This is a genomic window from Rheinheimera mesophila, from assembly GCF_000986865.1.
In the GTDB taxonomy this organism is placed as follows: domain Bacteria; phylum Pseudomonadota; class Gammaproteobacteria; order Enterobacterales; family Alteromonadaceae; genus Pararheinheimera; species Pararheinheimera mesophila.
The window spans coordinates 127761-152877 of the sequence record NZ_LAVS01000086.1 but is presented as its reverse complement, the minus strand read 5'-3'; the positions used below and the strand labels follow the sequence as shown (position 1 = coordinate 152877).

Annotated in this window: 22 protein-coding genes; 6 read left to right on the top strand and 16 right to left on the bottom strand. The window is 48.6% G+C overall.

Annotated features, from left to right (window positions below; genetic code table 11):
- Positions 1-34: 34 nt before the first annotated feature.
- From ppiD to tig, 6 genes are all read right to left on the bottom strand, one after another.
- Positions 35-1948 carry a peptidylprolyl isomerase gene (ppiD, locus tag SD53_RS13405; protein WP_046520824.1) on the bottom strand — a complete coding sequence of 638 codons (1914 nt, stop codon included), beginning with the start codon at positions 1946-1948 and terminating at the stop codon, positions 35-37.
- 187 nt (positions 1949-2135) lie between these two features.
- Positions 2136-2408, bottom strand: coding sequence for a nucleoid-associated protein HU-beta (hupB, locus tag SD53_RS13400; protein WP_008898812.1), 273 nt, complete (start codon positions 2406-2408; stop codon positions 2136-2138).
- 208 nt (positions 2409-2616) lie between these two features.
- Entirely contained in the window at positions 2617-5013 is a 2397-nt protein-coding gene (gene lon, locus SD53_RS13395) for an endopeptidase La (protein ID WP_046520688.1), read from the bottom strand.
- A 147-nt stretch (positions 5014-5160) separates the two neighbouring features.
- Positions 5161-6435, bottom strand: a complete 1275-nt coding sequence (gene clpX / locus SD53_RS13390) for an ATP-dependent protease ATP-binding subunit ClpX (RefSeq protein WP_046520687.1) — start codon at positions 6433-6435, stop codon at positions 5161-5163.
- Between the two features lie 66 nt (positions 6436-6501).
- Entirely contained in the window at positions 6502-7107 is a 606-nt protein-coding gene (gene clpP / locus SD53_RS13385) for an ATP-dependent Clp endopeptidase proteolytic subunit ClpP (protein ID WP_046520686.1), read from the bottom strand.
- A 141-nt stretch (positions 7108-7248) separates the two neighbouring features.
- A complete protein-coding gene (gene tig, locus SD53_RS13380) occupies positions 7249-8559 on the bottom strand; it encodes a trigger factor (RefSeq protein WP_046520685.1) in 1311 nt (436 codons plus the stop codon).
- A 332-nt stretch (positions 8560-8891) separates the two neighbouring features.
- Between tig and SD53_RS13375 the strand changes: the two genes are divergently transcribed.
- The 4 genes from SD53_RS13375 (at position 8892) to sugE (ending at position 11645) form a co-directional block, all read left to right on the top strand.
- Positions 8892-9605 (top strand): DUF969 domain-containing protein, encoded by a 714-nt coding sequence (locus tag SD53_RS13375; RefSeq protein WP_046520684.1) that lies wholly within the window; start codon positions 8892-8894, stop codon positions 9603-9605.
- The gene (locus tag SD53_RS13370; protein ID WP_046520683.1) at positions 9598-10536 is read left to right on the top strand and encodes a DUF979 domain-containing protein; all 939 of its coding nucleotides are present in this window, start codon (positions 9598-9600) and stop codon (positions 10534-10536) included. The genes SD53_RS13375 and SD53_RS13370 overlap by 8 nt, the downstream gene beginning before the upstream one ends.
- Positions 10537-10548: 12 nt before the next feature.
- Complete coding sequence (gene pcp / locus SD53_RS13365) at positions 10549-11193, top strand: pyroglutamyl-peptidase I (protein ID WP_046520682.1); 645 nt, start codon at positions 10549-10551, stop codon at positions 11191-11193.
- Positions 11194-11330: 137 nt separating this feature from the next.
- The gene (sugE, locus tag SD53_RS13360) at positions 11331-11645 is read left to right on the top strand and encodes a quaternary ammonium compound efflux SMR transporter SugE (RefSeq protein WP_046520681.1); all 315 of its coding nucleotides are present in this window, start codon (positions 11331-11333) and stop codon (positions 11643-11645) included.
- A 37-nt stretch (positions 11646-11682) separates the two neighbouring features.
- On the opposite strand, the gene SD53_RS13355 is transcribed toward sugE, so the two are convergent.
- The 3 genes from SD53_RS13355 to SD53_RS13345 are packed head-to-tail and all read right to left on the bottom strand — an operon-like array spanning position 11683 to position 14109.
- A complete protein-coding gene (locus SD53_RS13355; protein WP_241481804.1) occupies positions 11683-13227 on the bottom strand; it encodes a cation:proton antiporter domain-containing protein in 1545 nt (514 codons plus the stop codon).
- Positions 13228-13237: 10 nt separating this feature from the next.
- Complete coding sequence (locus SD53_RS13350; protein WP_068226373.1) at positions 13238-13801, bottom strand: MgtC/SapB family protein; 564 nt, start codon at positions 13799-13801, stop codon at positions 13238-13240.
- Positions 13798-14109, bottom strand: a complete 312-nt coding sequence (locus SD53_RS13345; RefSeq protein WP_241481803.1) for a DUF1289 domain-containing protein — start codon at positions 14107-14109, stop codon at positions 13798-13800. Before SD53_RS13345 ends, SD53_RS13350 begins: the two co-directional genes overlap by 4 nt.
- Before the next feature lie 125 nt (positions 14110-14234).
- Here SD53_RS13345 and SD53_RS13340 point away from each other — a divergent pair, with 125 nt between their 5' ends.
- Together SD53_RS13340 and ygiD are read left to right on the top strand one after the other, a co-directional pair.
- Positions 14235-17402: an amidohydrolase family protein gene (locus SD53_RS13340; RefSeq protein WP_046520680.1), complete on the top strand. Its 3168-nt coding sequence runs from the start codon at positions 14235-14237 to the stop codon at positions 17400-17402.
- A gap of 215 nt (positions 17403-17617) precedes the next feature.
- Positions 17618-18397 carry a 4,5-DOPA-extradiol-dioxygenase gene (ygiD, locus tag SD53_RS13335; protein WP_046520679.1) on the top strand — a complete coding sequence of 260 codons (780 nt, stop codon included), beginning with the start codon at positions 17618-17620 and terminating at the stop codon, positions 18395-18397.
- Here the strand turns inward: ygiD and SD53_RS13330 are convergent.
- The 7 genes from SD53_RS13330 to SD53_RS13300 all read right to left on the bottom strand — a co-directional run bounded on the left by SD53_RS13330 (position 18394) and on the right by SD53_RS13300 (position 25061).
- Complete coding sequence (locus SD53_RS13330) at positions 18394-18627, bottom strand: hypothetical protein (protein ID WP_046520678.1); 234 nt, start codon at positions 18625-18627, stop codon at positions 18394-18396. The genes ygiD and SD53_RS13330 overlap by 4 nt on opposite strands.
- Positions 18612-19247 carry a hypothetical protein gene (locus SD53_RS13325; protein WP_046520677.1) on the bottom strand — a complete coding sequence of 212 codons (636 nt, stop codon included), beginning with the start codon at positions 19245-19247 and terminating at the stop codon, positions 18612-18614. The genes SD53_RS13330 and SD53_RS13325 overlap by 16 nt, the downstream gene beginning before the upstream one ends.
- A 63-nt stretch (positions 19248-19310) precedes the next feature.
- Positions 19311-19829 carry a GNAT family N-acetyltransferase gene (locus tag SD53_RS13320; protein ID WP_052749378.1) on the bottom strand — a complete coding sequence of 173 codons (519 nt, stop codon included), beginning with the start codon at positions 19827-19829 and terminating at the stop codon, positions 19311-19313.
- A 4-nt stretch (positions 19830-19833) separates the two neighbouring features.
- Entirely contained in the window at positions 19834-22041 is a 2208-nt protein-coding gene (locus tag SD53_RS13315; protein WP_046520819.1) for a YgiQ family radical SAM protein, read from the bottom strand.
- A 188-nt stretch (positions 22042-22229) separates the two neighbouring features.
- A complete protein-coding gene (locus tag SD53_RS13310; protein ID WP_046520676.1) occupies positions 22230-22793 on the bottom strand; it encodes a TMEM165/GDT1 family protein in 564 nt (187 codons plus the stop codon).
- A 258-nt stretch (positions 22794-23051) separates the two neighbouring features.
- On the bottom strand, positions 23052-23888 hold the full coding sequence (gene fghA, locus SD53_RS13305) for an S-formylglutathione hydrolase (protein ID WP_046520675.1): 837 nt from the start codon (positions 23886-23888) through the stop codon (positions 23052-23054).
- 63 nt (positions 23889-23951) lie between these two features.
- Positions 23952-25061, bottom strand: a complete 1110-nt coding sequence (locus tag SD53_RS13300) for an S-(hydroxymethyl)glutathione dehydrogenase/class III alcohol dehydrogenase (protein WP_436197677.1) — start codon at positions 25059-25061, stop codon at positions 23952-23954.
- Between the last annotated feature and the right edge of the window lie 56 nt (positions 25062-25117).

The window sequence follows — 25117 nt, the reverse complement described above, 5'->3', positions numbered from 1 at the left end:
TTGCGGTTGGTTTTTTTAGTTCTGATAAGCCTGATTACTCGTCAGCCGCTGCCGCAGGTAAGGAGCGGGTTATGTCGGCATTGGCTTTTAACGCAGCCAATAAAGCGCCAAAACTGCTTTGTGCTTTCTGCTCAGCAAACTGCTGCAACTGCTCAACCGGCGGCTTGGTTGTGACTTCAGTCTCTGTCACTTTAGTGACCGCGACTAACGCCGCATCACCAGAGGCCAGATTTAACATCGCCACAGTAACAGGTTGAGCTTCAGTAGGTTTTGCCAGTTCAAAGGCTTTAGTACGGATATCTGAGTCGATATCACCACCAAAACGGGTCACGGCAGCCTTAGTCTCAAGTGGCAGCTTCGCAGCGGCAACCACATCAGCTAAAGACTTACCAGCAACGACTTCCGCCAACAAAGCTTCGGCTTTTGCTTTGGCCAGCTCCGAGCTCTTGGTTGCGATCACCGCCGCTTTTACCTGTTCTTTGACTTCTTCAAGCTTCTTGGTGGTTTCCGGCTGATGTGCATTCACCCGCACCACCACCACATGCTGTGGAGCCACTTCAATCACATCGCTGTTAACACCGGCACTGATAAAGTCTTCTGAGAACAAAGTTTCCAGTACTTTGGGGGCTGTTAATTCAGCGGGTGCATTGGCGCGGCTAAAGGCAGGCACAGAGACTACTTTCATACCGACCGCTTCTGCAGCTTCTTGCAGGCTGTCGGCAATCTCAAAACTCTTCTCGCCTAACAACTGCTGCAACTCAGTAAATTTCTCTGCCGCTTTTTCTTCTTTCACAGTCGCCAGAATTTGTTCTTTTACATCAGCAAAAGCTTTTACGGAGCCCGGCTGGATATCGGTCAGCTTGATAATGTGATAACCAAACTCAGTTTTCACCACTGGGCTGATATCGCCTGTTTTCGCTAGGGCATAAGCCGCTTTTTCGAATTCAGCATCCATCACACCTTTTTCGATGAAATCCAAATCACCGCCCTTCTCGGCAGAAAAAGTATCGGCAGATTGGGTTTTTGCCAGCTCGGCAAAATCAGCACCTTGTTGTAGCTGAGCCGCTAAGGCCTCTGCTTTGGCCTTGATCTCGGCATTGTCTTCAGCAGACTCTAACAGGATATGCGAGACACGGCGACGCTCTTCGGTCTGATAACGCGCCTGATTGGCATCGTAATAGGCTTGCAGATCAGCGTCAGCCACTGTAATAGTCTTGGCTATATCAGCGGCTATTAACTGCACATAATCCACAGCGACAGTTTCAGGTGAGACAAACTGATTAGTATTGCTTTGGTAATAGTCCTGCAGCAACTGGTCATTAATTTCAACAGCGGAAGCAAAATCAGCCGCTTTTAATACAGCGTACTGAATATCACGACTTTGTTGCTGTAATTTAGACAATAATTGCATTTCGGACACAGTCGCAAATTCTGAACCCGCTAACCCCACTACCAACTGATTGGCGGACATTTGCGCGCGTAAATAATCGCGGAATTGGTTCGGCTCGTAGCCGTTTTGACGCAAAAGTGCGATGTAACGGTCATTATTAAACACACCGTCCACCTGAAATTCTGGCATAGAGCGGATAGTGTCACGTAACACCTCATCGCTCACCATTAAATCTAATTGAGTCACCAACTGACGCTGCAGTTGTTCGTCAATTAATTTTTCCAGTACAGAACTGCGGAAATTATTCATGTAGTTGCTGTCCGCTGACAACATGCCAAACATCTCACCAAACTGCTGCTGCATTCTGGCTCTTTCGTTTTGGTAAGCGGTATCAAACTGCACTTTGGTGATTTCATCGCCGTTGACTGTGGCAACAGGCACTTCGCTGGTGTTGCCAAGATAACTGCCAACCCCGGCTAAAGCGAACGTCAGGATCACAAAACCAAGAATGACTTTGGCGATCATGCCCTGCGAACCATCTCTGATCTTTTCTAACATTGTATCTACGTCTCTTTTGGCAACTTTTGGTTGTCTTAAAAAAAAAGCGCATCTTAGCAGATACGCCTTTTTCATAAAAGCTGTGGCAGCGTCAGGCTTAATGCGTCTTGCTTTTTCTGTCGGGAACACTCGGATCCAGACAGAACCATCAGCTTCATAGGCCTGGCCGGTCAGCCAGGCGTTCAGCTTAGTTTACGCTGTCTTTCAGCGCTTTACCTGGCTTGAACGAAGGAATTTTCGCAGAAGCGATTTGGATAGTTTCACCAGTTTGTGGATTACGGCCTGAACGTGCAGCGCGCTCGCGAACTGCAAATGTACCAAAACCAACTAAGGCTACTGAATCGCCTTCCTTAAGAGCCTCAGTAACAGCGTCGATGAACGCGTCCAGAGAACGACCAGCTGCCGCTTTAGAAATATCTGCACCAGCAGCGATTTTGTCGATAAGTTGAGACTTGTTCACAATATCATCCCCTTCAATTGTTATTATTTTCAACAACTACAGTAATTTGCTTCGTTGTAGTAGCGTGTTTGTTATATCAAGCCTGTTGTGGGCTTGCAAGCACAAAACGACGCTCTACAAAAATTTCTGTTAGGCCACAACCCTTGCAGGACAAGGGCTGCGTCGAAACTGCCCATAACTTAACACAGCCAGAGCAATTGAAAAGCCCCTAAGCCGGATTTTTTACGCTTTTTTTGCTTTTTGCTGGATTTTTTTCCACTTCAAGCACCGACATGCCCGTTGGCGGCTCTTGCAGCGCCAATTCCAGTACTTCGTCAATCCATTTCACGGCACGAATTTCGATATCGCCTTTGACATTATCCGGAATATCTTTTAAATCCCGTACGTTGTCATGCGGTATTAATACCCGTTTGATGCCACCACGGTGTGCTGCGAGCAGTTTCTCTTTCAGGCCGCCTATAGGCAGAACTTCACCACGCAGGGTAATTTCACCTGTCATGGCCACATCTGCCCTGACCGGGTTGCCGGTTAAACTAGACACCAGCGCTGTTACCATCGCTATACCAGCGCTTGGACCATCTTTTGGTGTGGCGCCTTCTGGTACGTGCACGTGAATATCGCGCTTCTCGTAAAAGTCTTCGTTAATACGCAGCTTTTCAGCACGGCTTCGAACCACGGTCATGGCCGCCTGAATCGACTCTTTCATCACATCGCCCAACGAGCCTGTGTAGGTCAGCTTGCCTTTACCTACCACAGCGGCAGCTTCAATGGTCAGTAAATCACCACCGACAGAAGTCCAGGCTAAGCCCGTGACCTGACCGATGCGGTTACTGTCTTCGGCTTTACCATAATCATGGCGCTGTACCCCTAAAAACTCTTCCAGATTGTCCTGATTGATCACGACTTTTTTAAGGTTTTTATCCAGCAGAATGTTTTTTACCGCTTTGCGGCATAACTTGGAGATTTCACGCTCTAAGCTACGCACACCGGCTTCACGGGTGTAATAGCGGATAATGCCGATAATAGCGCTGTCTTCAATCTCAATTTCGTGCGGCTTTAAGCCATTGCGTTCAATTTGTTTGTTGATCAGATGCTGTTTGGAAATATTCAGCTTCTCATCTTCGGTGTAGCCCGCTAAACGAATCACTTCCATCCGGTCCAGTAAAGCAGCCGGAATATTTAAGCTGTTCGATGTGGCAAAAAACATCACGTCGGATAAGTCGTAATCCACTTCCAGATAGTGATCACTGAAGGCGGTGTTTTGCTCAGGGTCCAACACCTCCAGCAAAGCGGCCGCCGGATCACCGCGGAAATCAGACGCCATTTTGTCAATTTCATCCAGCAAGAACAGCGGGTTACGCACGCCAACTTTGGCCATTTTCTGAATGATTTTGCCGGGCATAGAGCCAATGTAGGTGCGTCTGTGACCACGGATTTCCGCTTCATCCCGCACGCCACCTAAGGCCATACGCACGTATTTACGGCCTGTGGCTTTGGCCACCGACTGGCCCAGTGAGGTTTTACCTACGCCTGGTGGTCCGACTAAACATAAAATCGGGCCTTTTAATTTGTTGACGCGCTGCTGCACCGCCAGATATTCCAGAATGCGTTCTTTGACTTTATCTAAACCATAGTGGTCCGAGTCCAGAATACGCTCTGCGCCAGCCAGATCTTTTTTCACCTTGCTGCGTTTTTTCCATGGCACATTAGTCAGCCAGTCGATGTAGCTACGCACTACAGTGGCTTCGGCTGACATAGGTGACATCATTTTTAACTTCTGCAGTTCAGCCGTGGCTTTAGTGCGGGCTTCCTCCGGCATTTGCGCCTGCTCAATTTTCTTCGACAGAGTTTCGAATTCATCCGGCGTATCTTCCAGCTCGCCCAGTTCACGCTGAATGGCTTTCATTTGCTCATTCAGGTAATACTCGCGCTGACTTTTTTCCATCTGTTTTTTCACGCGACTGCGAATACGGCGCTCGACCTGCAGAATATCGATTTCGCTTTCCATCATCGCCATCAGGAACTCTAAACGTTCCGTCACATCAATGATTTCTAACACCTTTTGCTTGTCGTCTACCTTCAATGGCATGTGCGCTGCCATGGTATCTGCCAGACGTGCAGCATCATCTATGCCAGACAGTGCGGTCAGCACCTCAGGAGGGATCTTTTTATTCAGTTTGATATAGCCCTCAAACTGATTGACCGCTGAGCGTAAAATCACTTCTTGCTCGCGGCTGTCCATTTCCGGTGTCGGAATTAAATCCACATAAGCGGCGAAGGTGTCTTCCGTATCAGTAAATTCAACCAATTGAGCGCGTTTGCCACCCTCCACCAGCACTTTGACTGTGCCATCGGGAAGCTTCAGCAATTGCAAAATAGTGGCGACAGTACCTACCTGATACAGATCAGAATCTTTAGGGTCATCCAGCGTGGCGTCTTTTTGCGCAACTAAAAAGATTTGTTTCTCTTTTTCCATCGCGGCATCCAGGCATTTGATGGATTTAGCCCGGCCAACGAACAGCGGGATCACCATATGCGGATAGACGACCACGTCTCTTAATGCCAATACCGGCATATGCAAACGTTCAGTCTTTGCTACTGTCATGAAATCTCTCTCGAATTATTTACTGCAGGTGACACGATTGAACAGTATATGGGGGCTGTTTATGTCACTTCAATGAGTTAGCGCGGTAAAAATGCGGCCGGAGTAAAATTAAATCACTGACTTAATCGTACTCTGGCCCTTATTTAATTACACAGAAGCTGCCGCTTCTACTGTTTCATAGATCAATATGGGTTGAGACTCACCACGGATCACTGTTTCGTCAATCACCACTTTGCTGACATGCTCCATAGACGGTAAATCGTACATGGTATCGAGCAAGACATTTTCGACGATAGAACGTAACCCACGGGCACCGGTTTTACGCTCCATGGCTTTTTGCGCTATGGCTTTGAGCGCATCTTCGCGGAACTCCAGCTCAACATTTTCCATCTGGAATAAGGCGCCATACTGTTTCACCAAGGCGTTTTTCGGCTCACTTAAGATTTGCATCAGTGCAGCTAAATCCAGCTCAGTTAAGGTGGCAACCACAGGCAGACGACCAATAAACTCTGGAATTAAACCGTATTTGACTAAATCTTCCGGTTCCACATCTTTAAAACTCTCGGTCAGACTGCGGCTTTGTGACGTGGCACGCACTTCGGCAGCAAAACCTATGCCTGAACCTTTAGCGCAGCGCTGTTCAATCACTTTATCCAGTCCGGCAAAAGCGCCACCACAGATAAACAGAATTTTTGAGGTATCAACCTGCAAGAACTCCTGCTGTGGATGCTTACGACCGCCCTGAGGCGGTACTGAGGCGATAGTGCCTTCAATCAGCTTTAACAGCGCTTGCTGAACGCCCTCACCTGATACGTCCCGGGTGATGGACGGATTGTCAGATTTACGGGAAATTTTGTCGATTTCGTCGATATAAACAATACCACGCTGGGCTTTTTCTACATCGTAATCGCATTTTTGCAATAACTTCTGAATAATGTTTTCGACGTCCTCACCGACATAACCTGCTTCAGTTAAAGTAGTGGCGTCGGCCATGGTAAAAGGCACATCCAGCAAACGGGCTAAGGTTTCAGCCAATAAGGTTTTACCACTGCCTGTAGGACCAATCAGCAGAATGTTACTTTTGCTCAGCTCAACATCCTGTTTATGCTGCATGCTGCGTAAGCGTTTGTAGTGGTTGTAGACCGCCACTGCCAGAACTTTTTTCGCATGGTCCTGACCTATGACGTAATCGTCCAGGTGGGCACGGATCTCTTTGGGCACCGGCAATTTATTGCTGTCGCGTTTTGGCGAAATATCTTTGATTTCTTCGCGAATAATATCATTGCACAAATCAACACATTCATCGCAGATATAGACCTGCGGGCCTGCGATCAGTTTGCGCACTTCATGTTGTGATTTGCCGCAAAAAGAGCAATACAACAACTTGCTGCTTTTCTCGCCATCAGAGCGATGATCAGACATGTAACTTCCTCTTCCACTACAGAGGGATGGCCGACTTGAACGCCCCTAACCACCCCTGAATTAAACTTACTTCGCATCCCTTTGAGTTAATATGGCATCGATCAGGCCATATTCCAAGGCTTGCTGAGCACTTAAGAAGTTATCACGCTCTGTATCTTTACAAACCTGTTCATAAGTTTTGCCACAGTGCTCTGCCATCAGACGGTTTAACTTCTCTTTAATCGTCAGAATTTCGCGGGCATGAATTTCAAAATCTGTGGCCTGGCCCTGGAACCCACCCAAAGGCTGGTGAATCATCACCCGGGCATTGGGTAAACAGTAGCGTTTGCCCTTCGTACCGCCAGATAACAAAAACGCCCCCATACTGCAGGCCTGCCCCACACAGACGGTGGCGATATTTGGCTTGATATACTGCATGGTGTCGTAAATCGACATCCCTGCAGTGACAGAGCCGCCCGGCGAGTTGATGTAGATATAAATATCTTTTTCCGGATTCTCAGACTCTAAAAATAATAACTGAGCGACAATCAGGTTGGCCATATGATCTTCGACCTGACCCGTTAAGAAAATCACCCGCTCTTTTAACAAACGCGAGTAAATATCAAAAGAGCGTTCACCCTTAGCGGTTTGCTCAATCACGATAGGAACTAAGGCATTCACTAATTCATTCATTCTCGGCTCAAATGCCATAATGCGGTTTCCTTTATTGAAAAGAGGGGCCTGATATAGCCTGAATAAGGTAGCTAAAAATAAAAATGGCCCGAACTATGATGCTCGAGCCATTAAAACTGCCTGACAAACAGATGTCAAATCTTAGTTTGCCGCTTGTGGATTCATGATCTCGTCAAACTTGGCTTTTTGTTCTGTTACTTTGGCTTTGGTCAGAACCAGGTCAATCGCCTGTTCTTCTAAAGCGACATTACGCATGCCTTGTAACAGTTCTTTGTTGCTGTTGTAGTACTGGATCACTTCTTGTGGATCTTCGTACGCAGAAGCCACAGTTTCAATCAGCGCCTGAACGCGGGCTTCTTCCACCTGCAGTTTGTTGGTTTTGATCACTTCACCTAACAGCAGGCCCACTTTAACGCGGTCTTTGGCTTGTTCAGTGAACAGAGTTGCTGGCAGTTCTGGTAATTTTTTCGGATCCAGATTGTTGCCAAAACGCTGCAGCGCCTGACGACGTAATACATCGATTTCGCTGTCGATCAGAGCTTGTGGCACTTCCACTTCGTGAGTGGCTAACAAACCTTTGATCACCTGATCTTTGACACGGGCTTTGATGCTGTTGTTCAGCTCACGCTCCATGTTCTTTTTCACTTCAACTTTTAACGCATCCACAGTAGCTTCGGCCAGGCCGAACAGCTTAGCGAACTCGTCGTTCACTTCCGGTAACTGCTGAGCTTCAACTGCTTTCACCGTCACAGCAAACTTAGCCGCTTTACCTTTTAAGTTTTCGGCATGGTATTCAGCCGGGAAAGTCACGTCAACCGTCACTTCTTCACCGGCTTTTTTACCAATGATGCCGTCTTCAAAACCTGGAATCATCCGGCCCTGGCCTAATTCTAACGTGAAGTCAGAAGCTTTACCGCCTTCGAACTCTTCACCATCGATAGATCCGACGAAATCGATGACCACGCGATCGCCTGAAGCGGCAGCAGCGTCAGTTTTTACCCATGTTGCATGTTGCTTACGCAAAGTGCCTAACATGGTTTCTAAATCGTCTGCAGTGATCTCAACCACTGGCTTGGTCACTTCGATTTTGTCCAGAGCGTTTAATTCAACTTCCGGGTACACTTCGAAGGTGGCGGCGAATTCTAAATCTTTGCCTTCAGCCAATTGGCCAGGAGCAAAAGTAGGAGCACCAGCCGGAGTCAGTTTGTTGGCAATGATGGCTTGATAAAAGTGATTTTGCATCTGACGTGACGCCACGTCTTGCAATACAGACAAGCCAAACATTTTTTTGATCATAGCGACAGGTGCTTTACCTGGACGGAAACCATCAATACGGCGATTTTTCGCAATATTTCTTAATTCTTTTTCTACTTCAGTGCTGATGGCAGCAGCTGGAACAGTAATGGTCAAACGGCGTTCTAAACCCTGTGTGGTCTCAACAGAAACTTGCATCTTGTTACCTCAAAATCAAATCGGGCGTCTCGCTACGCCATCTTTTCGCTTGTCCGGGCTCTGTCTTTAGGCACACAATCCAGACCTGTTATATAGGACGCGGCATTATAGCGAGGGTTTTTCGTTGAGTCGAGCTTTTGATACAACATCAGGTCTGACGCGGCTTAGCGGCCTAATTTCATCTAATTTTTCTCTCGAAAGATTCGCTGTTTCGAATAAAAAACTACAAAAGGCAAGCATCGCTTTTCCACTGATTTTTAGCGTTTTGCACTCGCCTTCTCCCGTCATTTTGTGTAGCAATAGTCTTGCATCCCCCTAACAACAGGACCCTTATGATTGATTTCAGCCTTTGGCCTTTACTTGGCATTGCCGTGGTGATGCTCGGGTTTTTATTAAAATTTAACCCTGTGCTGGTGGTGACAGTCGCAGCTTTTGCCACTGGCATGGTGGTCAAGATGCCGGTACTGACCTGGCTGGAGTCTCTAGGCACCGCCTTTCTAAAAACCCGCAGTTTGCCGCTGATTTTGTTGTTACCTTTGGCTGTGGTGGGTCTTTTAGAACGTCATGGTCTGCGCGAGAAAGCCCAGAGCTGGATCCAACAGATCAAAGCCGCTACTACCGGACGTTTATTGCTGGTCTACCTGGCGTTACGTGAAAGCAGCGCCGCAGCCGGATTAACCAGTTTGGGTGGACACCCACAAATGGTCAGGCCTTTGCTTTCTCCCATGGCAGAAGCGGCTTTTGAGCAAAAACATCAAAGCCTGCCGGATAAAATTAAATACCAAATCCGCGCTATGTCAGCCGCAACCGACAATATCGGCTTGTTCTTTGGTGAAGATATTTTTGTCGCCTTTGGCGCCATTATTTTGATGCACACCTTCTTGCGCGAGTCCGGCATTGAAACCGAGCCATTGCATATCGCGCTGTGGGGCATTCCTACCGCTATAGCGGCTTTTTTGATCCACGGTACCAGGTTGGTGCGCTTTGACGCTTATCTGGCTCGTCAGCTTCAGCAGCAACTGACCCGGGAACAGCGCCATGATTAGTATGACTTTGCTGTATTACATCGCTGCGCTGCTGTTTTTTGCTGTAGCGTTTTTTAGCTTTAACGACAAAAGATACAGCAGCGCCTTGTTCTGGTGCAGTTATGGCCTGATTTTCTTATTAGGCGATTTGATGCCGCCTGCTCTGGTCGGAGGCTTAGTGGTGCTGATGGCTTTCGTGGCGGGTTTTGGTGGTGTCAAAGGTGGCAACTACCAGACGCTTGCACTGCAACAACGGCTAGACTCGGTTAAACGTCTTGGCAATAAATTATTTATCCCTGCCCTGATGATCCCCGGACTTACGGTATTTTCAGCTTTGGTTCTGGTGCATATTCAGGGCGATGGCTGGTCTTTGCTGGATGCAAAAAACGCTACGTTATCAGCGTTAGGTTTAGCCGCCTTTTTTGCCGTATTGGCCGCTTTGTATCTGACCAAAGAGAGACCGCAACAAGCTCTGAAAGAGTCCTCACGCTTGATTGAAGCGATAGGCTGGGCCTTTTTATTGCCACAGTTACTGGCTACTTTGGGGTTGTTGTTTAATCAGGCCGGTGTCGGTGAAACTGTATCGCAGTTAACCAGTTTGTATTTAAATTTAAATCATCCTTTGCTGGCTGTGGCTTGTTATGCCTTGGGCATGGCCTTATTTACTGTGATAATGGGTAATGCTTTTGCCGCTTTTCCGGTGATCACCGCAGGCATAGGTATTCCACTTCTGGTGCTGCAGCACGGTGGCGATCCGGCCATTATGGCCGCTATCGGCATGTTTTGTGGCTACTGTGGCACTTTGCTGACCCCAATGGCGGCGAACTTTAATATAGTGCCGGCGGCACTTTTAGAGCTGCCGGATAAAAATGCGGTGATTAAAGCTCAGGCACCAACCGCACTGCTACTGCTTGGCGTCAATATAGCGCTGATGTATTTGTTAATGTTTTAAACCGGAGCAGCTATGCACAGCATTTTATTAACTGGCTTTGAGCCTTTTGGTGGCGAACAAACCAATCCGTCCTGGCTGGCCGCACAGCAGTTGGATGGTTATCAACTGGACGATGAGGTGCAGATTGTCAGTCGGCAACTGTCCTGTGAGTTTGAGCAAAGCCAGCAGCAACTTAAAACAGCCATTGCTGAATTAAACCCTGTACTGGTGTTGGCTATAGGTCAGGCTGGCGGGCGCACTGAACTGTGTTTTGAAAAAGTGGCCATTAATTTTATCGACGCCCGTATAGCAGACAATGCCGGACAGCAGCCGATAGATAAAACTGTAGTTACAGAAGGCCCTGCCGCCTACTTTACCACTTTGCCTATCAAAGCTATGGTCAATAGCCTGAAGCAAGCGGGCATACCTGCAGCAGTGTCGTACACAGCAGGGACCTATGTCTGCAACACAGTATTCTATGCGCTGATGCACCAACTGCGCGATACACCCAAAGTACGGGCAGGTTTTTTACATATCCCTTATGCTCCGGAACAAGCTATAGGCAAGTCAGTCGCTTCGATGCCGGTGGATATGGTCGTGCGGGCATTAAAACTCTGTTTGCCTGTGGCATTGCAAAGCAGCGAAGATATGCAAATAGCAGCAGGGACGCTCGACTAGATTTGGGCTTCAAGCTTGCCTTAAAGCGTCTGCATGGTTAAAATTGCGGCGCTTTTTTCAACTATGGCCTGTTGGGACGACCCAATAGCGCATCTTTATATCGGGGACGACCCCAACTTCAAACACTGGAATACCTTATGAACTGGTTATTGCTTGTTGCGGCTGGCTTATTGGAAGTCGGTTGGGCTGTGGGTTTAAAATACACTGAAGGTTTTACTAAATTCTGGCCATCGGTCTGGACTCTTGGCGCAATGCTTTTGAGCATTACCCTGCTTGGCCTGGCGATGCGCGATTTGCCCGTCGGTACAGCCTATGCGGTCTGGACCGGCATAGGTGCGATCGGCACTGTGATAGTTGGAATTTACCTGCTCGGCGACCCGGCAACAGCCGGGCGCCTGATTAGCATTGCGTTGATCTTATTAGGCATTATCGGCTTGAAACTGAGTTCTTAAGTACACAAGGGGCACTGCGGTGCCCCCGCTTACAAGGTTACAGGGTAATATGTTGCCGTACCCTTTCACCTAAACCTACACCAGCTTCTGACATGGTCAGATAAGTGTGATCAGCACCCGCCGCCATGATAGCTGCAGCTTCATCTTTATGCATACTGTGCGACACAATCAATCCAGCAAAACCTGCTTGTCGCAGTTTTTTAGTGGCGATCACTTTAGCTTCCACGTCATTTAAACACAGCACCACAGCTTTGATGCCCCCCAGGGTTAAGCCCTGCCAGAACACCTGATCTTCCGCATCAGCGAATAGTACGTTATTGCCCTTATCCTGATGCTCCGTCACTTTAGCCGGATCTGAGTCTAAGGCGACCAGATGACACTTGTGTTCCAGATACTGATAAGCCGCCGAACCGGTGCGGCCCATGCCCATAATCAATACTTCCGCATCCCCCAAAGACACAGGTTGTTCGTCCGGATGATGAATATCACGCTCAAACGGAATAAGCCGGTGCGCCAAACGTTCATACAAAGGGTGAGCAAAGCGGTTTAAAGGGGCTGACACGACAAAAGATAATGCTACTGTTAAAGCCAACGGGATCAGAAATTGTGGCATCACACTGGCAGCAACAATAAGCGCAAACTCACTGTAATTACTCAGCACTAAACCCGATAAAAAAGCACTACGGGCTCTTAATCTGAACATCACCAACAACGCAAAAAACAGTACAGCTTTAAAGGGCAGTAAAGCGGTCATCAACGCCGCAAAAAGCCAGGCCTGCTGATCCGGCAAACCGCCTAAACCAATTTGCAGAAAAAAACCGACCAGAAAAAACTCTTTTAACCCCCACAAGGTTTTGGACAACTCCCCTGCTCTGTTATGCCCGGCCAGCAGAGCGCCAAACACCAAAGCACCTAATTCAGAACTTAAACCTATGAGATGAAATCCCGAACCGCCAAGCACTACAGCCAGCATCACGCCAAATAAAATCTGTAAATCATCATGGCCGGTTAAATCCATCAGCTTATACAGCAAAGGCCGTAACAAAGGCACCAGCAGCACCAAAGCCGCAAAAGGTGACGGGGTAATGCCCTGAGTAAAACTCAGCAGCGCCATGGCTATCAGGTCTTGCATTACCAGAATGCCGATAGCGACCCGGCCATGGAAAGCGCGGATTTCCCTTTTGCCTTCCAGCACTTTGGCGGCCAGCACTGTGCTGGAAAATGCCAGAGCAGCAGCAAGCATCAACGCATGAAACCAATCCGGTTCAAAGGTCAGATAAATGATAGGGGTGTACAACAAAGCCGAACTGGCAAAATGAGCCAGACTCCCCCCTAAAACTTCTGGTTTACCTAAACTGCGGATATTGAGTTTTAAACCGACAGTAAATAACAGCAATAATACGCCCAGATGCGCCACATGGGCGATAATGGCATTGCCCTCTTTGGGCAGATCCAGTTCTGTTGCCGAGGCCGTGATCATAAAACCGGCGGCTAAATAGCCAATCAAAGGCGGTAAACCAATTAAGCGCACCAACAAACCCAGGCTAAAAGCAAAACCTATCCATACCGCTTCTAACAACATAACGATCCTTTTATTTTTGCTGCTCTTGTGAGGACTCTGGCGTTTTAGAGTCTTTTTCTGTTTTGCGGATCACCCAGTCTTTGGCGGTTCTGTGCACACCACGGCGCAAGGCGCTGCTGGCATTTTCCAGCATATCCACACCGGTCAACACGCCCACCACCACCACAGATAACCAAATCGCCACCTGATAATGACCCAAGCCTGTAGCAACCCCTATAGCAGCCAGCACCCAAATAGTAGCGGCCGAGGTGACTCCCACCACTATGCCCTCTCGGGTTAGCATCACACCAGCACCAAGAAAACCTATACCAGTCACCACCTGACCGATAATCCGGCTTGGATCGGTCACCACATTCCCCACCATACGATTGGCATCAAGCACGGCATGGCCCAAAGGCAACGACAAAGCGACAAATAAGTAAGTGCCCAGCGTGATCAGAATAGAAGTGCGGATCCCAGCGGGTTTACCACGTAACTGTCGCTCCAGACCGACAATAGCCCCTGTCAACAAAGTAATACCTATGGCATGCCAGGATAAAGGACTGATATCAAACCAGGAGGGGTCCAGCATCATAGCGTACCTCCTGTCACTAACTTCTGCGCGTTGCGGGCCCGTGCCGCTCTCCACTCCGCTTCGGTCATGGGCACCGTCTCACCCACACTGCGGGCGAGCGCTTTACGTTGTTGGATATTCAATGCAATTTGTTGATACTGTTCCGGCGTTTTTTTACGCCAGTCGACAATTTCATCCATATGACGGTAACAACCGACACAAATTTTATCTTCGTTTAGCCTGCAACAGGCGACACAAGGAGAGTCCACTTCAGCTCCGGCTTTTTTGTCTAACTCCCTCCAGTGTAACCATTTTTTTAAGCAGGCCAAAGTTTTACTCCACCTAACCTGTCATCAATCCGAAATGTAGGGCTTTTAGCCGCAGTTTTTGCTCTGAGGCTTTACCCTGCCAAGGCTTTATGGCAGCGTACGGTCAAACAACAAGAGGTCCACCGATGAAAAACTATAACTACAGTCTGATAGCTCTGGCTTTATGCTCCACTTTGGCCGTTGCCGCCGATGATAAAAAACCTGCCTGGAATGTCGATAAACCAAGCGGAAAATTCACTGATATCAAAATCGATGTGCAACAAGGTACCTGGATGAATGTCAGTGTCAGCCCGGATGGCAAAACCATTGCCTTTGATTTATTGGGCGATATTTACACCATGCCGATCAATGGTGGCAAAGCCAAGGCCCTGACCTCTGATATTGGCTGGCAAATGCAGCCCGTGTTCAGCCCGGACGGCAAATACATCGCTTTTACCAGCGATCAGGGCGGCGGCGACAATATCTGGGTAATGAAAGCCGACGGTTCAGAGCAAAAAGCGGTGACAGAAGAAACCTTCCGTTTACTCAACAGCCCGGCCTGGAGTCCGGATGGCGAGTTTATTGTCGCCCGCAAACACTTTACCGCCGGTCGTTCTTTAGGTGCTGGCGAAGTTTGGCAATACCATAAATCCGGTGGTGCTGGTGTGATGCTCACCGCCAAAGCCAATGATGAAAAAGATTTAGGTGAACCTGCTTTTTCACCTGATGGTAAATACATTTATTTCTCGCAGGACGATACGCCGGGTAAAACCTTCCATTACAGCAAAGACTCAGAACAAGGCATTTATGTCATAAAACGTTTTGAACGCGAAAGCGGCAAAATTGATGTGCTGCTGCAAGGTGCAGGTGGCGCTATTCGCCCAACCCCTTCGCCGGATGGCAAGTATTTAGCTTATATCCGCCGGGTTGATTTCCAGACCAGCCTGTTTTTATACGATTTAGAAAGCGGCGAACATATCCAGTTAGATAACCAGTTAGACCGCGATATGCAGGAAACCTGGGCTATTCATGGCGTTTATCCTACCTTAAGCTGGACCCCGGACAACAAAAAGCTGGTGTATTGGGCCGGTGGTAAAATCAATAGTCTGGATATCGCCAGCAAAACCAAAACAGACATTCCATTTTCTGTTGAGCGCAGTAAAAAAATTCAGCAGGCGGTTAAATTTAAGCAGGATTTAGATAAAGACCAGTTGGATGTCAAGGTGCTGGGTAACCTGCATATCTCGCCTGATGGTAAAAAGGCGGTGTATTCGGCTTTAGGTCATTTGTATATCAAAGAGTTAAAATCAGGAACTGTCAAACGCCTGACCAGTCAGAACGAGCATTTTGAGTTTTACCCACAGTTTTCCCGTGACGGCAGCAAGCTGGTGTATGTCAGTTGGCACGACACAGCACAAGGCCGGGTGAAATTGCTGGATTTAGCCACGAGCCAAAGCCGGGATTTAACGCCAGAACCCGGCAAGTATGTAGAGCCCACCTTTAGCCCGGACGGCCGCACTGTGGTGTACCGTAAATCCGGCGCAGGGTCGTTACTGGATAAAAAGTGGTCACTCAATACCGGCCTTTATGCGGTCAGTGTCAGCGGCGCCGATACACCCAAACTCATCAGCCGTAATGGCTTTGCACCTATGTTTGGCAAAGACAGCAACAGAGTATTTGCCCAGGATTATGGTGCATCCCCGACTTTGCTCAGCATCGATTTGACCACAGAGCAGCAACGCCCCTTATACACAGCCAAATATGGTACCGAGTTTAAGTTATCGCCGGATGGCAAGTACTTAGCTTTTGTCGATCGCTTTAAGGTTTATGTCACACCTTTTGCCGAGCGTGGCGCTGTGATTGATATCAGCGGCTCAGACAGCCAATTCCCGGTCAAACAGCTCTCGGTCAAAGCCGGTACTGATATTAGTTGGACGTCCGACAGCAGCAGCTTGTACTGGCATTTAGGGCCAGAGCTTTATCATCACAGTATTGCCGGTTTGTTTGATGTGAACAGCAAGGTCAAAATAGACACGAAAAACGGCAGCAATATCGGCTTTACTGTGCCTATGGATAAACCTCAGGGCCAAATCGCTTTTGTCGGCGGCCAGGTCATTACCATGGAAGGCGACAAAGTGCTGCAGGATGCGGTGGTGCTGGTCGAGGGTAATAAAATCAAAGCTGTAGGTTCCAGGGCTGAGGTGAAAATTCCAGCCAGCACTGAAGTCATCGACATTACCGGCAAAACCTTATTGCCGGGTTTATTTGACGCCCACGCCCATGGCGCTCAGGGCGTGAATCAACTGATCCCCCAACAAAACTATGCTAACTACGCCAGTCTTGCTTTGGGGGTCACTTCTATTCATGACCCATCCAATGACACGCAGGAAATCTTCACGGCCAGTGAATTACAAAAAGCCGGTATCACAGTAGGCCCGCGTATTTTCTCCACTGGTACTATTTTGTACGGTGCTTATGGTGCAGGCTATACCTCCCATATCGACAGTCTGGATGATGCGAAATTTCACTTAGAGCGGCTGAAAAAAGTCGGCGCTTTTTCGGTGAAAAGCTACAACCAGCCCCGGCGCAATCAGCGCCAGCAGGTGATTGAAGCGGCACGTGAACTGGAAATGCTGGTGGTACCTGAAGGCGGCTCTTTGCTGCAGCATAACCTGAGTATGGTGGTCGACGGTCACACCACACTGGAGCATTCGTTGCCTGCCGCTGTGCTGTATGACGATGTCAAACAGTTATGGCAACAAAGCAACACCGCCTATACCCCTACACTGGTGGTGGCTTACGGCGGTATTTTTGGCGAAAACTACTGGTACGATAAAACCGATGTCTGGAAACATCCGCGTTTAAGCCAGTATGTGCCTGCCGATGAACTGCGGCCACGCAGCATGCGTCGTCCTAAAGCGCCGGATCACCACTACAACCATTTTTCTATTGCCAAAATGGCCAAAGCCTTATCGGATTTAGGCGTAGTCACCAACATTGGTGCTCATGGTCAGCGTGAAAGTTTAGGTGCGCATTGGGAGATCTGGATGTTTGCCCAAGGCGGTATGAGCCCGCTGGAAGCTTTGAAAACCGCCACTATTAACCCGGCCAAAACCTTTGGTATGGATCATCAACTGGGCTCCATCACAGCAGGCAAACTGGCGGATTTGATTATCCTTGATGCCGATCCGCTGAAAAACATTCAGGACACCGACAAAGTGAAATACAGCATGGTCAATGGCCGTTTGTATGACGCCGAATCAATGAACCAGATTTACCCTGAGAAAAAACAACGGGCCCCCTGGTTTTTTTAACTCAATCGACCAAAGGCATAGGGTCAAGCTCTGACTCTACAAAAGCCAGAGCAGTAACTCAGACAAAACCGGCTTAGTCCGGTTTTGTTGTTTAAATCTAAAGGTTCTCAGCTCGATAAAGCATCGAATAAATCGAACAAAAGAGGCACATTTTCGCCATATTCAATCAAAGTTATAGCTTCTATACTGCTTTTTTACCTTCGGAGAGCCAGACTATGTCGATTCAACCTGCTTTATTTATTGGCCACGGCAGTCCTATGAATGCGCTGGAGCAAAATGCCCAGGTACAGCGATGGCAATCTGTAGTCAAAGGCCTGCCCCCAAAAGCCATCCTTATGGTATCAGCACACTGGTACACTAAAGGTACAGCGGTGACAGCCATGGCTGCCCCCAAAACTATTCATGACTTTTATGGTTTTCCACAAGAGTTACATCAGGTGCAGTACCCTGCTCCTGGCAGCCCACAACTGGCCGCAGAAATAAAAAACCTGTTAAGCCCACATCAGGTGGAACTGGATTTAACCTGGGGCCTGGACCATGGCGCCTGGTCTGTGTTGATCCACATGTTTCCTAAGGCGGATATTCCGGTCGTACAACTGAGTCTGGATCAGCATTTAAGCCCGGCTGAGCATCTGCAACTGGCAAAAAAACTGGCCCCACTGCGTCAGCAAGGTGTGATGATTCTGGGCTCAGGCAACGTGGTGCATAACCTGCGGATGCTGGACTGGCAAAGCACTCAGCCGCCATTATGGGCCGAACAGTTTAACCATCAAATCAAAGAGTTATTGCTGAGTAAAAAGGTTGAAGAGATAGCTCAGTATCAGAGCTTCGGGGAAGCGGCCAGACTGGCAGTGCCTCACCCGGATCATTTTTTACCTTTACTTTATGTGCTTGGCAGTATGCTGGATGGGGACCACATCAGTCTGTTTAACGATAACATTTTGTATGGTGCTTTAAGTATGCTTTGTGTGAAGTTGAGCCAGGGCGGCGCTTAATTAAGATAACGGGTCTTTTGCTGCTGTACTTCACTGATCGCCTGAGATAATTCAGCTCCTGACAGGCGATGCTGTTGCATCAGTTGTTGCATCGCATCTGAAAGTTCGGCGCTGCTGTGTTCTGTGGCTGGAATTTTCGCCTGACGGTAATAAGTGCTGCCAAAATCAACCAGAGCACAAAGCAGATACACCAGCAGGAACACTGCCGGATATTTTATTTTGTGTACCATGTTTTCAGCTCCTGTTCCCATTGCTGCCGTTCTTCCGGCCACAAATCTGCCGTGGTCGCTTCGTCAAACTTATATCTTTTATTGGCTTTGAGCTTTAATAACACCGCGCCTGGTAAAGTTTCCAAATCATCGTATTCCAGCTCACCCGCTTTTAATACTTTGGCGTAATCGAGGATCCTGGCGGTAAATTCTTTGGTCAAAGGTGTAGGCGCCATCAGTTTTACACGGCACAAGGTATTGCGACACTCGCTATCGAGAATACGCAGCTCGTTATTCGTGGTCGTGACCGCTAAATGAGCTAATAAATACTCAGTAGCCTCAGCCCAGCCCTCATCACGATCCTGATCGTCCCAAGCCGCATGTTGTGCCAACAACTTTTGCTCTTCAGCCATCAGGGCGCGGATCCCCAAATAGGCATGGAGGATTTGAGCCGCTTCCGGGTGTTTGGTCTCAAAATCATTCACTTGCTTTAACTGAGATTGAGTTATTGGCTCTGGCAGCAATGCAAAAGCCAACCAGGGTTTTGCCTGATAAGCCAAAACAGCGGCAACAGCCAGCAGCAGACAGAGCGCCCACTGTGCAGCAACAGATTGTAAATTGAGCGAAAACTTTAACGCCATACCAACTCCAAACAAAAGGCGGCAAAGTTTAACAGAGCCTGAATCAGTACTAAAGCAGCTTGTTTAAATGGTACGGGAAAATAGTAATAAATCGCTCTCGTCTATGAAGGACAAGGCTGTGGTGCCTTCCAGCGCGAAGCCAAGACGCAAAGCGACCTGCTTTGAGCCTTCGTTTTCTGGATGAATAACCGCAACCAGTCTATTCAGACCTAGATTTTTTGCGAACTCTATCACGGCAAGACCTGCTTCAGTGGCCAGCCCCTTACGCCAGAACTCTGGCAAAAAACGGTACCCCAGCTCGGTTTCCTGAATTTCATCCAGATACTTAATGCCGCTAAAACCTATCACCTGCCCGGTTTCTTTCCAGACGCAAGCAAAACGGCCGTAGCCATACATCTGATAATCCCGCAGCGGATGTTGCTGTAAATAATCCAGCGTATCCTGTTTCGACTGGGCGGGCTTATTGCCGACATAACGAATAACGTCAGGCACTGTCATGAGCTGATACATGGCATCGACATCATCCAGCGTAAAGGCACGTAAAATTAAACGCGGCGTTTCAAGCACAGCATCCATCGCCATGCTGTTACCCTTTGGCCTTTTTGCTAAAAGAGGGTTTACCGGATGAGCGTTTAATTTTTTCCACCGCTTTTGCCGCCGGGTTGACCCCGGTATGACGGGTTAATGCCACCTGACCTGGTTTTTTACCCGGTACTTTCATACCACGCAGGACTAGATCTTCTTTGCCTTCTTCCGGCACCAAACACCCTTTACCGCGACCAATCAGGTGTTTTAAGCCCATTTTGACCAAAGCTTCGCGGATCATCGGCCAACCTTTCGGGTCATGATAACGCAGCAAAGCTTTGTGCAAGCGGCGCTGACGCTCGCCTTTGGGCACTGGCACCACTTCGGTATTGCCTTTGATATTCTTCAGCGAGTTCATCTCGGTGTGGTAGATGGTGGTCGCGTTCGCCATAGGGCTTGGGTAGAAGTTCTGCACCTGATCCAGTTTAAAGTCACGCTCTTTTAGCCAGAGCGCTAAATTCACCATATCGCGGTCTGTAGTGCCCGGATGCGCCGAAATAAAATACGGGATCAGGTACTGCTCTTTGCCCGCTTCACGGCTGAAACGGTCGAACATTTCTTTAAACTTGTCATACGCGCCCATGCCAGGTTTCATCATTTTCGACAAAGGACCAGTTTCGGTATGCTCAGGCGCGATTTTTAAATAACCACCGACATGGTGCTGCACTAACTCTTTGACGTAGTTTGGATCTTCCACCGCTAAGTCGTAACGCACACCTGAGGCGACCAGAATTTTTTTCACGCCCTCTACTTTTCGGGCGGCGCGGTACAACTCCACCGTCGGGCTTTGATCGGTATCCATATGCTCACAAATGGTCGGATAAACACAAGAAGGCCGACGGCAGGTTTGCTCTGCTTTTGGATTTTTACAGCGCAAGCGATACATATTGGCGGTTGGACCGCCCAAATCCGAGATCACGCCAGTAAAACCCGGCACTTTGTCACGAATTTCTTTAATTTCTTTTAAAATCGATTCCTGCGAACGACTTTGAATAACGCGGCCTTCATGCTCGGTAATAGAACAGAACGAACAGCCACCAAAACAACCTCGCATAATATTGACCGAGGTTTTGATCATCTCGTAAGCAGGAATTTTCGCCTTGCCATACACTGGGTGCGGTACACGCTGATAAGGCAAGCCAAACACCCCATCCATCTCTTCTGTCGTTAACGGAAAAGCAGGCGGATTGACCCACAGATAGCGATCACCATGGCGCTGGAAGATAGCGCGGGCACAGCCAGGATTGGTTTCCTGATGCAAAATACGCGACGCATGGGCATACAAAGCTTTGTTGACACTGACCTGTTCAAAAGCTGGCAACTTCACATAGGTTTTTTCCCAGGGCTTTTGCCGTGGCGGCTGCACCATGATAGGTTTGGCCTCCACTTCAGGTGCTTTGCTGAGGTCTATGCCTTGCTGGGCAAATTCAGAATAGGTGCTGCATCCAACATCGTCTGCACCATAGGGGTTAGGTACAGGATCAATTTTGCCCACTTTATCAATGGCGGTAGAGTCTACGCCACGCCAGCCGGGTAACGGCTCTTTGCGGATCACCGCAGTGCCACGGATATCGTGCAAGCTGGTGATCTCTTCACCATTGGCAATGCGATGTGCCACTTCCACCAGCGGCCGTTCAGCGTTGCCGTAAATTAATAATTCGGCTTTGGCATCAAAAATAATGGAACGACGGACTTTTTCCTGCCAGTAGTCATAATGGGCGATACGGCGCAAACTGGCCTCAATACCACCGATGATCACCGGCACGTCTTTATAGGCTTCTTTACAGCGCTGCGAATAGACAATCACAGCGCGGTCAGGCCTTTTACCACCTTCGTTGCCTGGCGTGTAGGCATCATCGTGACGTAACTTCTTATCCGCTGTGTAGCGGTTAATCATCGAGTCCATATTGCCGGCAGAGACGCCAAAAAACAGATTAGGTTTGCCAAGTGCCATAAAGGCATCTTTGGACGACCAGTCCGGTTGGGCAATAATACCCACCCGAAAGCCCTGGCTTTCCAGCATACGTCCCACCACGGCCATACCAAAACTGGGGTGATCAACATAAGCGTCGCCGACCACCAGAATAATATCGCAGCTATCCCAGCCCAGTTGTTTCATCTCGGCGCGGCTCATCGGCAAAAACGGTGCAGTACCAAAGGACTCAGCCCAGTATTTGGGATAAGAAAATAGTCCCCGCTCGGCGGCCATGCGGTCCACTGCTGCGGATTTTCTTAAAGGGGCCTGGTTCGTTTGCATCTGTTGTTTCACTCGGTGTTGCCTGCCAAAAATGGCCGCGCATTATACTTGACTCAGCAGGATAATACTAACATTAAGGCAGAGTTGGATTGTTCACAAATCAAACAACCCAAAATTCCCACTGCGTTTCTGACTCAGGGCTAATACATCAAAATAGTGACCACACCCAGCAACATAAAGATGGCACAAGCGACACGGCGCGCCCAGTCTAAGGAGATACGCTCCAGCAACCAGCTACCGGCATAGACCACAGGCACATTAGCAGCCAGCATGCCGAAGGTAGTGCCTAAAATCACTTGCCAGGTTTGGGGGTAAGTAGCCGCCAAAAGCACGGTGGCGACCTGAGTTTTATCACCTATTTCTGCCAGGAAAAACAAAATACAGCTAGCAAAAAAAGCACCGTATTTTAAAACGCTGACTTCTTCGCTGTCGTCTTTATCCGGGATCAGCAACCACAGCGCCACCGCAATAAAAGAGCCGCCTAACAACCAGGCATGCCAACCTTGTGGAATAAACTGCGCCACCCAGGCACCAAACCAGGCCGAGGCGGCATGATTAAGTAGGGTAGCCAGCAGAATACCGGCAATAATAGCGCCACGGGAGCGAAAACGAGCAGCGAGAAATAACGACAAAAGCTGAGTTTTATCACCAATTTCAGCCACAGTAACAGAAGCGAAGGAGGCTACGAAGGCATCAAAATACATAGATTGCACCTGGCGGGATCATTAAACATAAGACAACAGACCAACTCCCGCCTGGGGTTAGTCCGTTGTCTTAGGTCTCATTAATACCTGATCAAGCTTGATCAACGGGACGCTGTTGCCATGTACAGTGAGGTACAAGTATGTTGACAACAACACAAAACCTGGCGGTTTTGTAAATTACTCCCCTAAGCGCAGCGCCATTTTAGCCGCGCTTAGGGGCCCCCGGCAAGCAAAAGTTGGGCGGCGACCACATTCTGCCTAGCCTTTTAAATGCCTTGCATGAAAACGCAGATGTTCTTCAATAAAGCTGCTGATAAAAAAGTAGCTGTGATCGTACCCTGGCTGCAGGCGAATTTGTGCGCCGCTTTGGCTACGTTGATTGGCTTCGATTAAGGCTTCAGTACGAAGCTGTGAAGGGTAAAACTGGTCAGCCTCTCCCTGGTCCACCAGCATAGGCAAACTACTTTGGCGCTGCGCCAGTAAAAAACTCGCGTCGTACTGCAACCACTGGTTTTGCTCGCTGCCAAGATAGGCCGTAAAGGCCTTTTTACCCCAGTCGCATTCGGTCGGCTGACAAATAGGTGAAAACGCCGATACCGAGCGATAAGCCCCCTGTTCACGCAAGGCAATCACTAAAGCGCCATGGCCGCCCATCGAATGGCCGCTGATGGATTTGGCTGCTGTAACGGGCAAATGCGCTTGCACTACAGCAGGCAGTTCACGGCTGATATAGTCGTACATCTGGTAATGCGCCGCCCAGGGCTCTTGTGTGGCATTGAGATAAAAACTAGCACCCTGGCCTAAATCATAAGCTGCATCATCTGCCACGCCCTCGCCTCGTGGGCTGGTGTCCGGGATCACTAAAGCTATGCCCAATTCAGCGGCAACACGTTGTGCGCCAGCTTTGACAGAAAAGTTTTCGTCTGTGCAGGTTAAACCGGACAACCAGTACAACACCGGCACTTTTTGTTTTTCAGCCGCTGGCGGCAAATACACAGAAAATTGCATCACCCCTTTGACTGACTCTGAGTGATGCTGATACTTGATCTGGCGGCCAGCAAAGAGTTTATGTTCGGATAACTGAATCAGCGTCATTGCCTATTCCTTCTGCAGAGAAAGCCCGACAAAGCGGGCTTTTATAATAATTAACACTTAAAATTAGAAGTGAATGACGGTGCGGATGGACTTGCCTTCATGCATCAAATCAAAAGCATCATTGATTTGCTCCAGTGGCATGGTATGCGTAATAAAGGTATCAAGTTCAAACTCACCCTTTAAATAACGCTCTACGTAATCTGGCAGCTCAGTGCGGCCTTTGACGCCACCAAAAGCAGTACCCCGCCATACCCGGCCTGTCACCAACTGGAACGGACGGGTAGAAATTTCGGCACCGGCAGGTGCCACACCAATAATCACCGACTCACCCCAGCCTTTATGACAGCACTCTAACGCCGAACGCATCACGTTAACGTTACCAATGCACTCAAAGGAGAAATCCACACCGCCGTCTGTCATTTCCACAATCACATCCTGAATCGGCTTGTCGAAATTCTTCGGGTTAATCACATCAGTCGCACCGAGCTGACGGGCGATATCAAACTTAGACTCGTTAATATCTATCGCAATAATGCGGCTGGCTTTGGCCATCACAGCACCAATCACCGCAGATAAACCTATACCACCTAAACCGAAAATAGCGACCGTATCACCTTCTTTTACTTTGGCGGTATTCATTACAGCGCCCATGCCTGTGGTGACACCACAACCCAGTAAACACACTTTCTCTAAAGGCGCGGCCTTATTAATTTTCGCTAACGAAATCTCTGGCAATACTGTGTATTCAGAAAAGGTGGAGGTGCCCATATAGTGGTAAATCGGCTGACCATCTTTGGAAAAACGAGTGGTGCCATCCGGCATTAAGCCCTGCCCCTGGGTCGCGCGAATAGCCTGACACAGGTTGGTTTTACCGGATAAACAGAATTTACATTTGCCGCATTCCGGTGTGTATAACGGGATCACATGATCGCCTACCGCCACGCTGGTCACACCCTCGCCCACAGCCTCAACCACACCACCACCTTCGTGGCCCAAAATACAAGGGAATTTGCCTTCAGAATCCTGTCCGGACAAAGTGTACGCATCGGTATGGCAGACCCCTGTCGCCACAATACGCACCAGCACTTCACCTTTTTGCGGTGGCATTAAATCCACCTCTTCAATTTTTAATGGTTGACCCGGCCCCCAGGCCACAGCAGCACGTGTTTTGATCATTTGCATCTGAATTCTCCAGTTTGAGTTGTCACTGAGTATAACTCATTGTAATT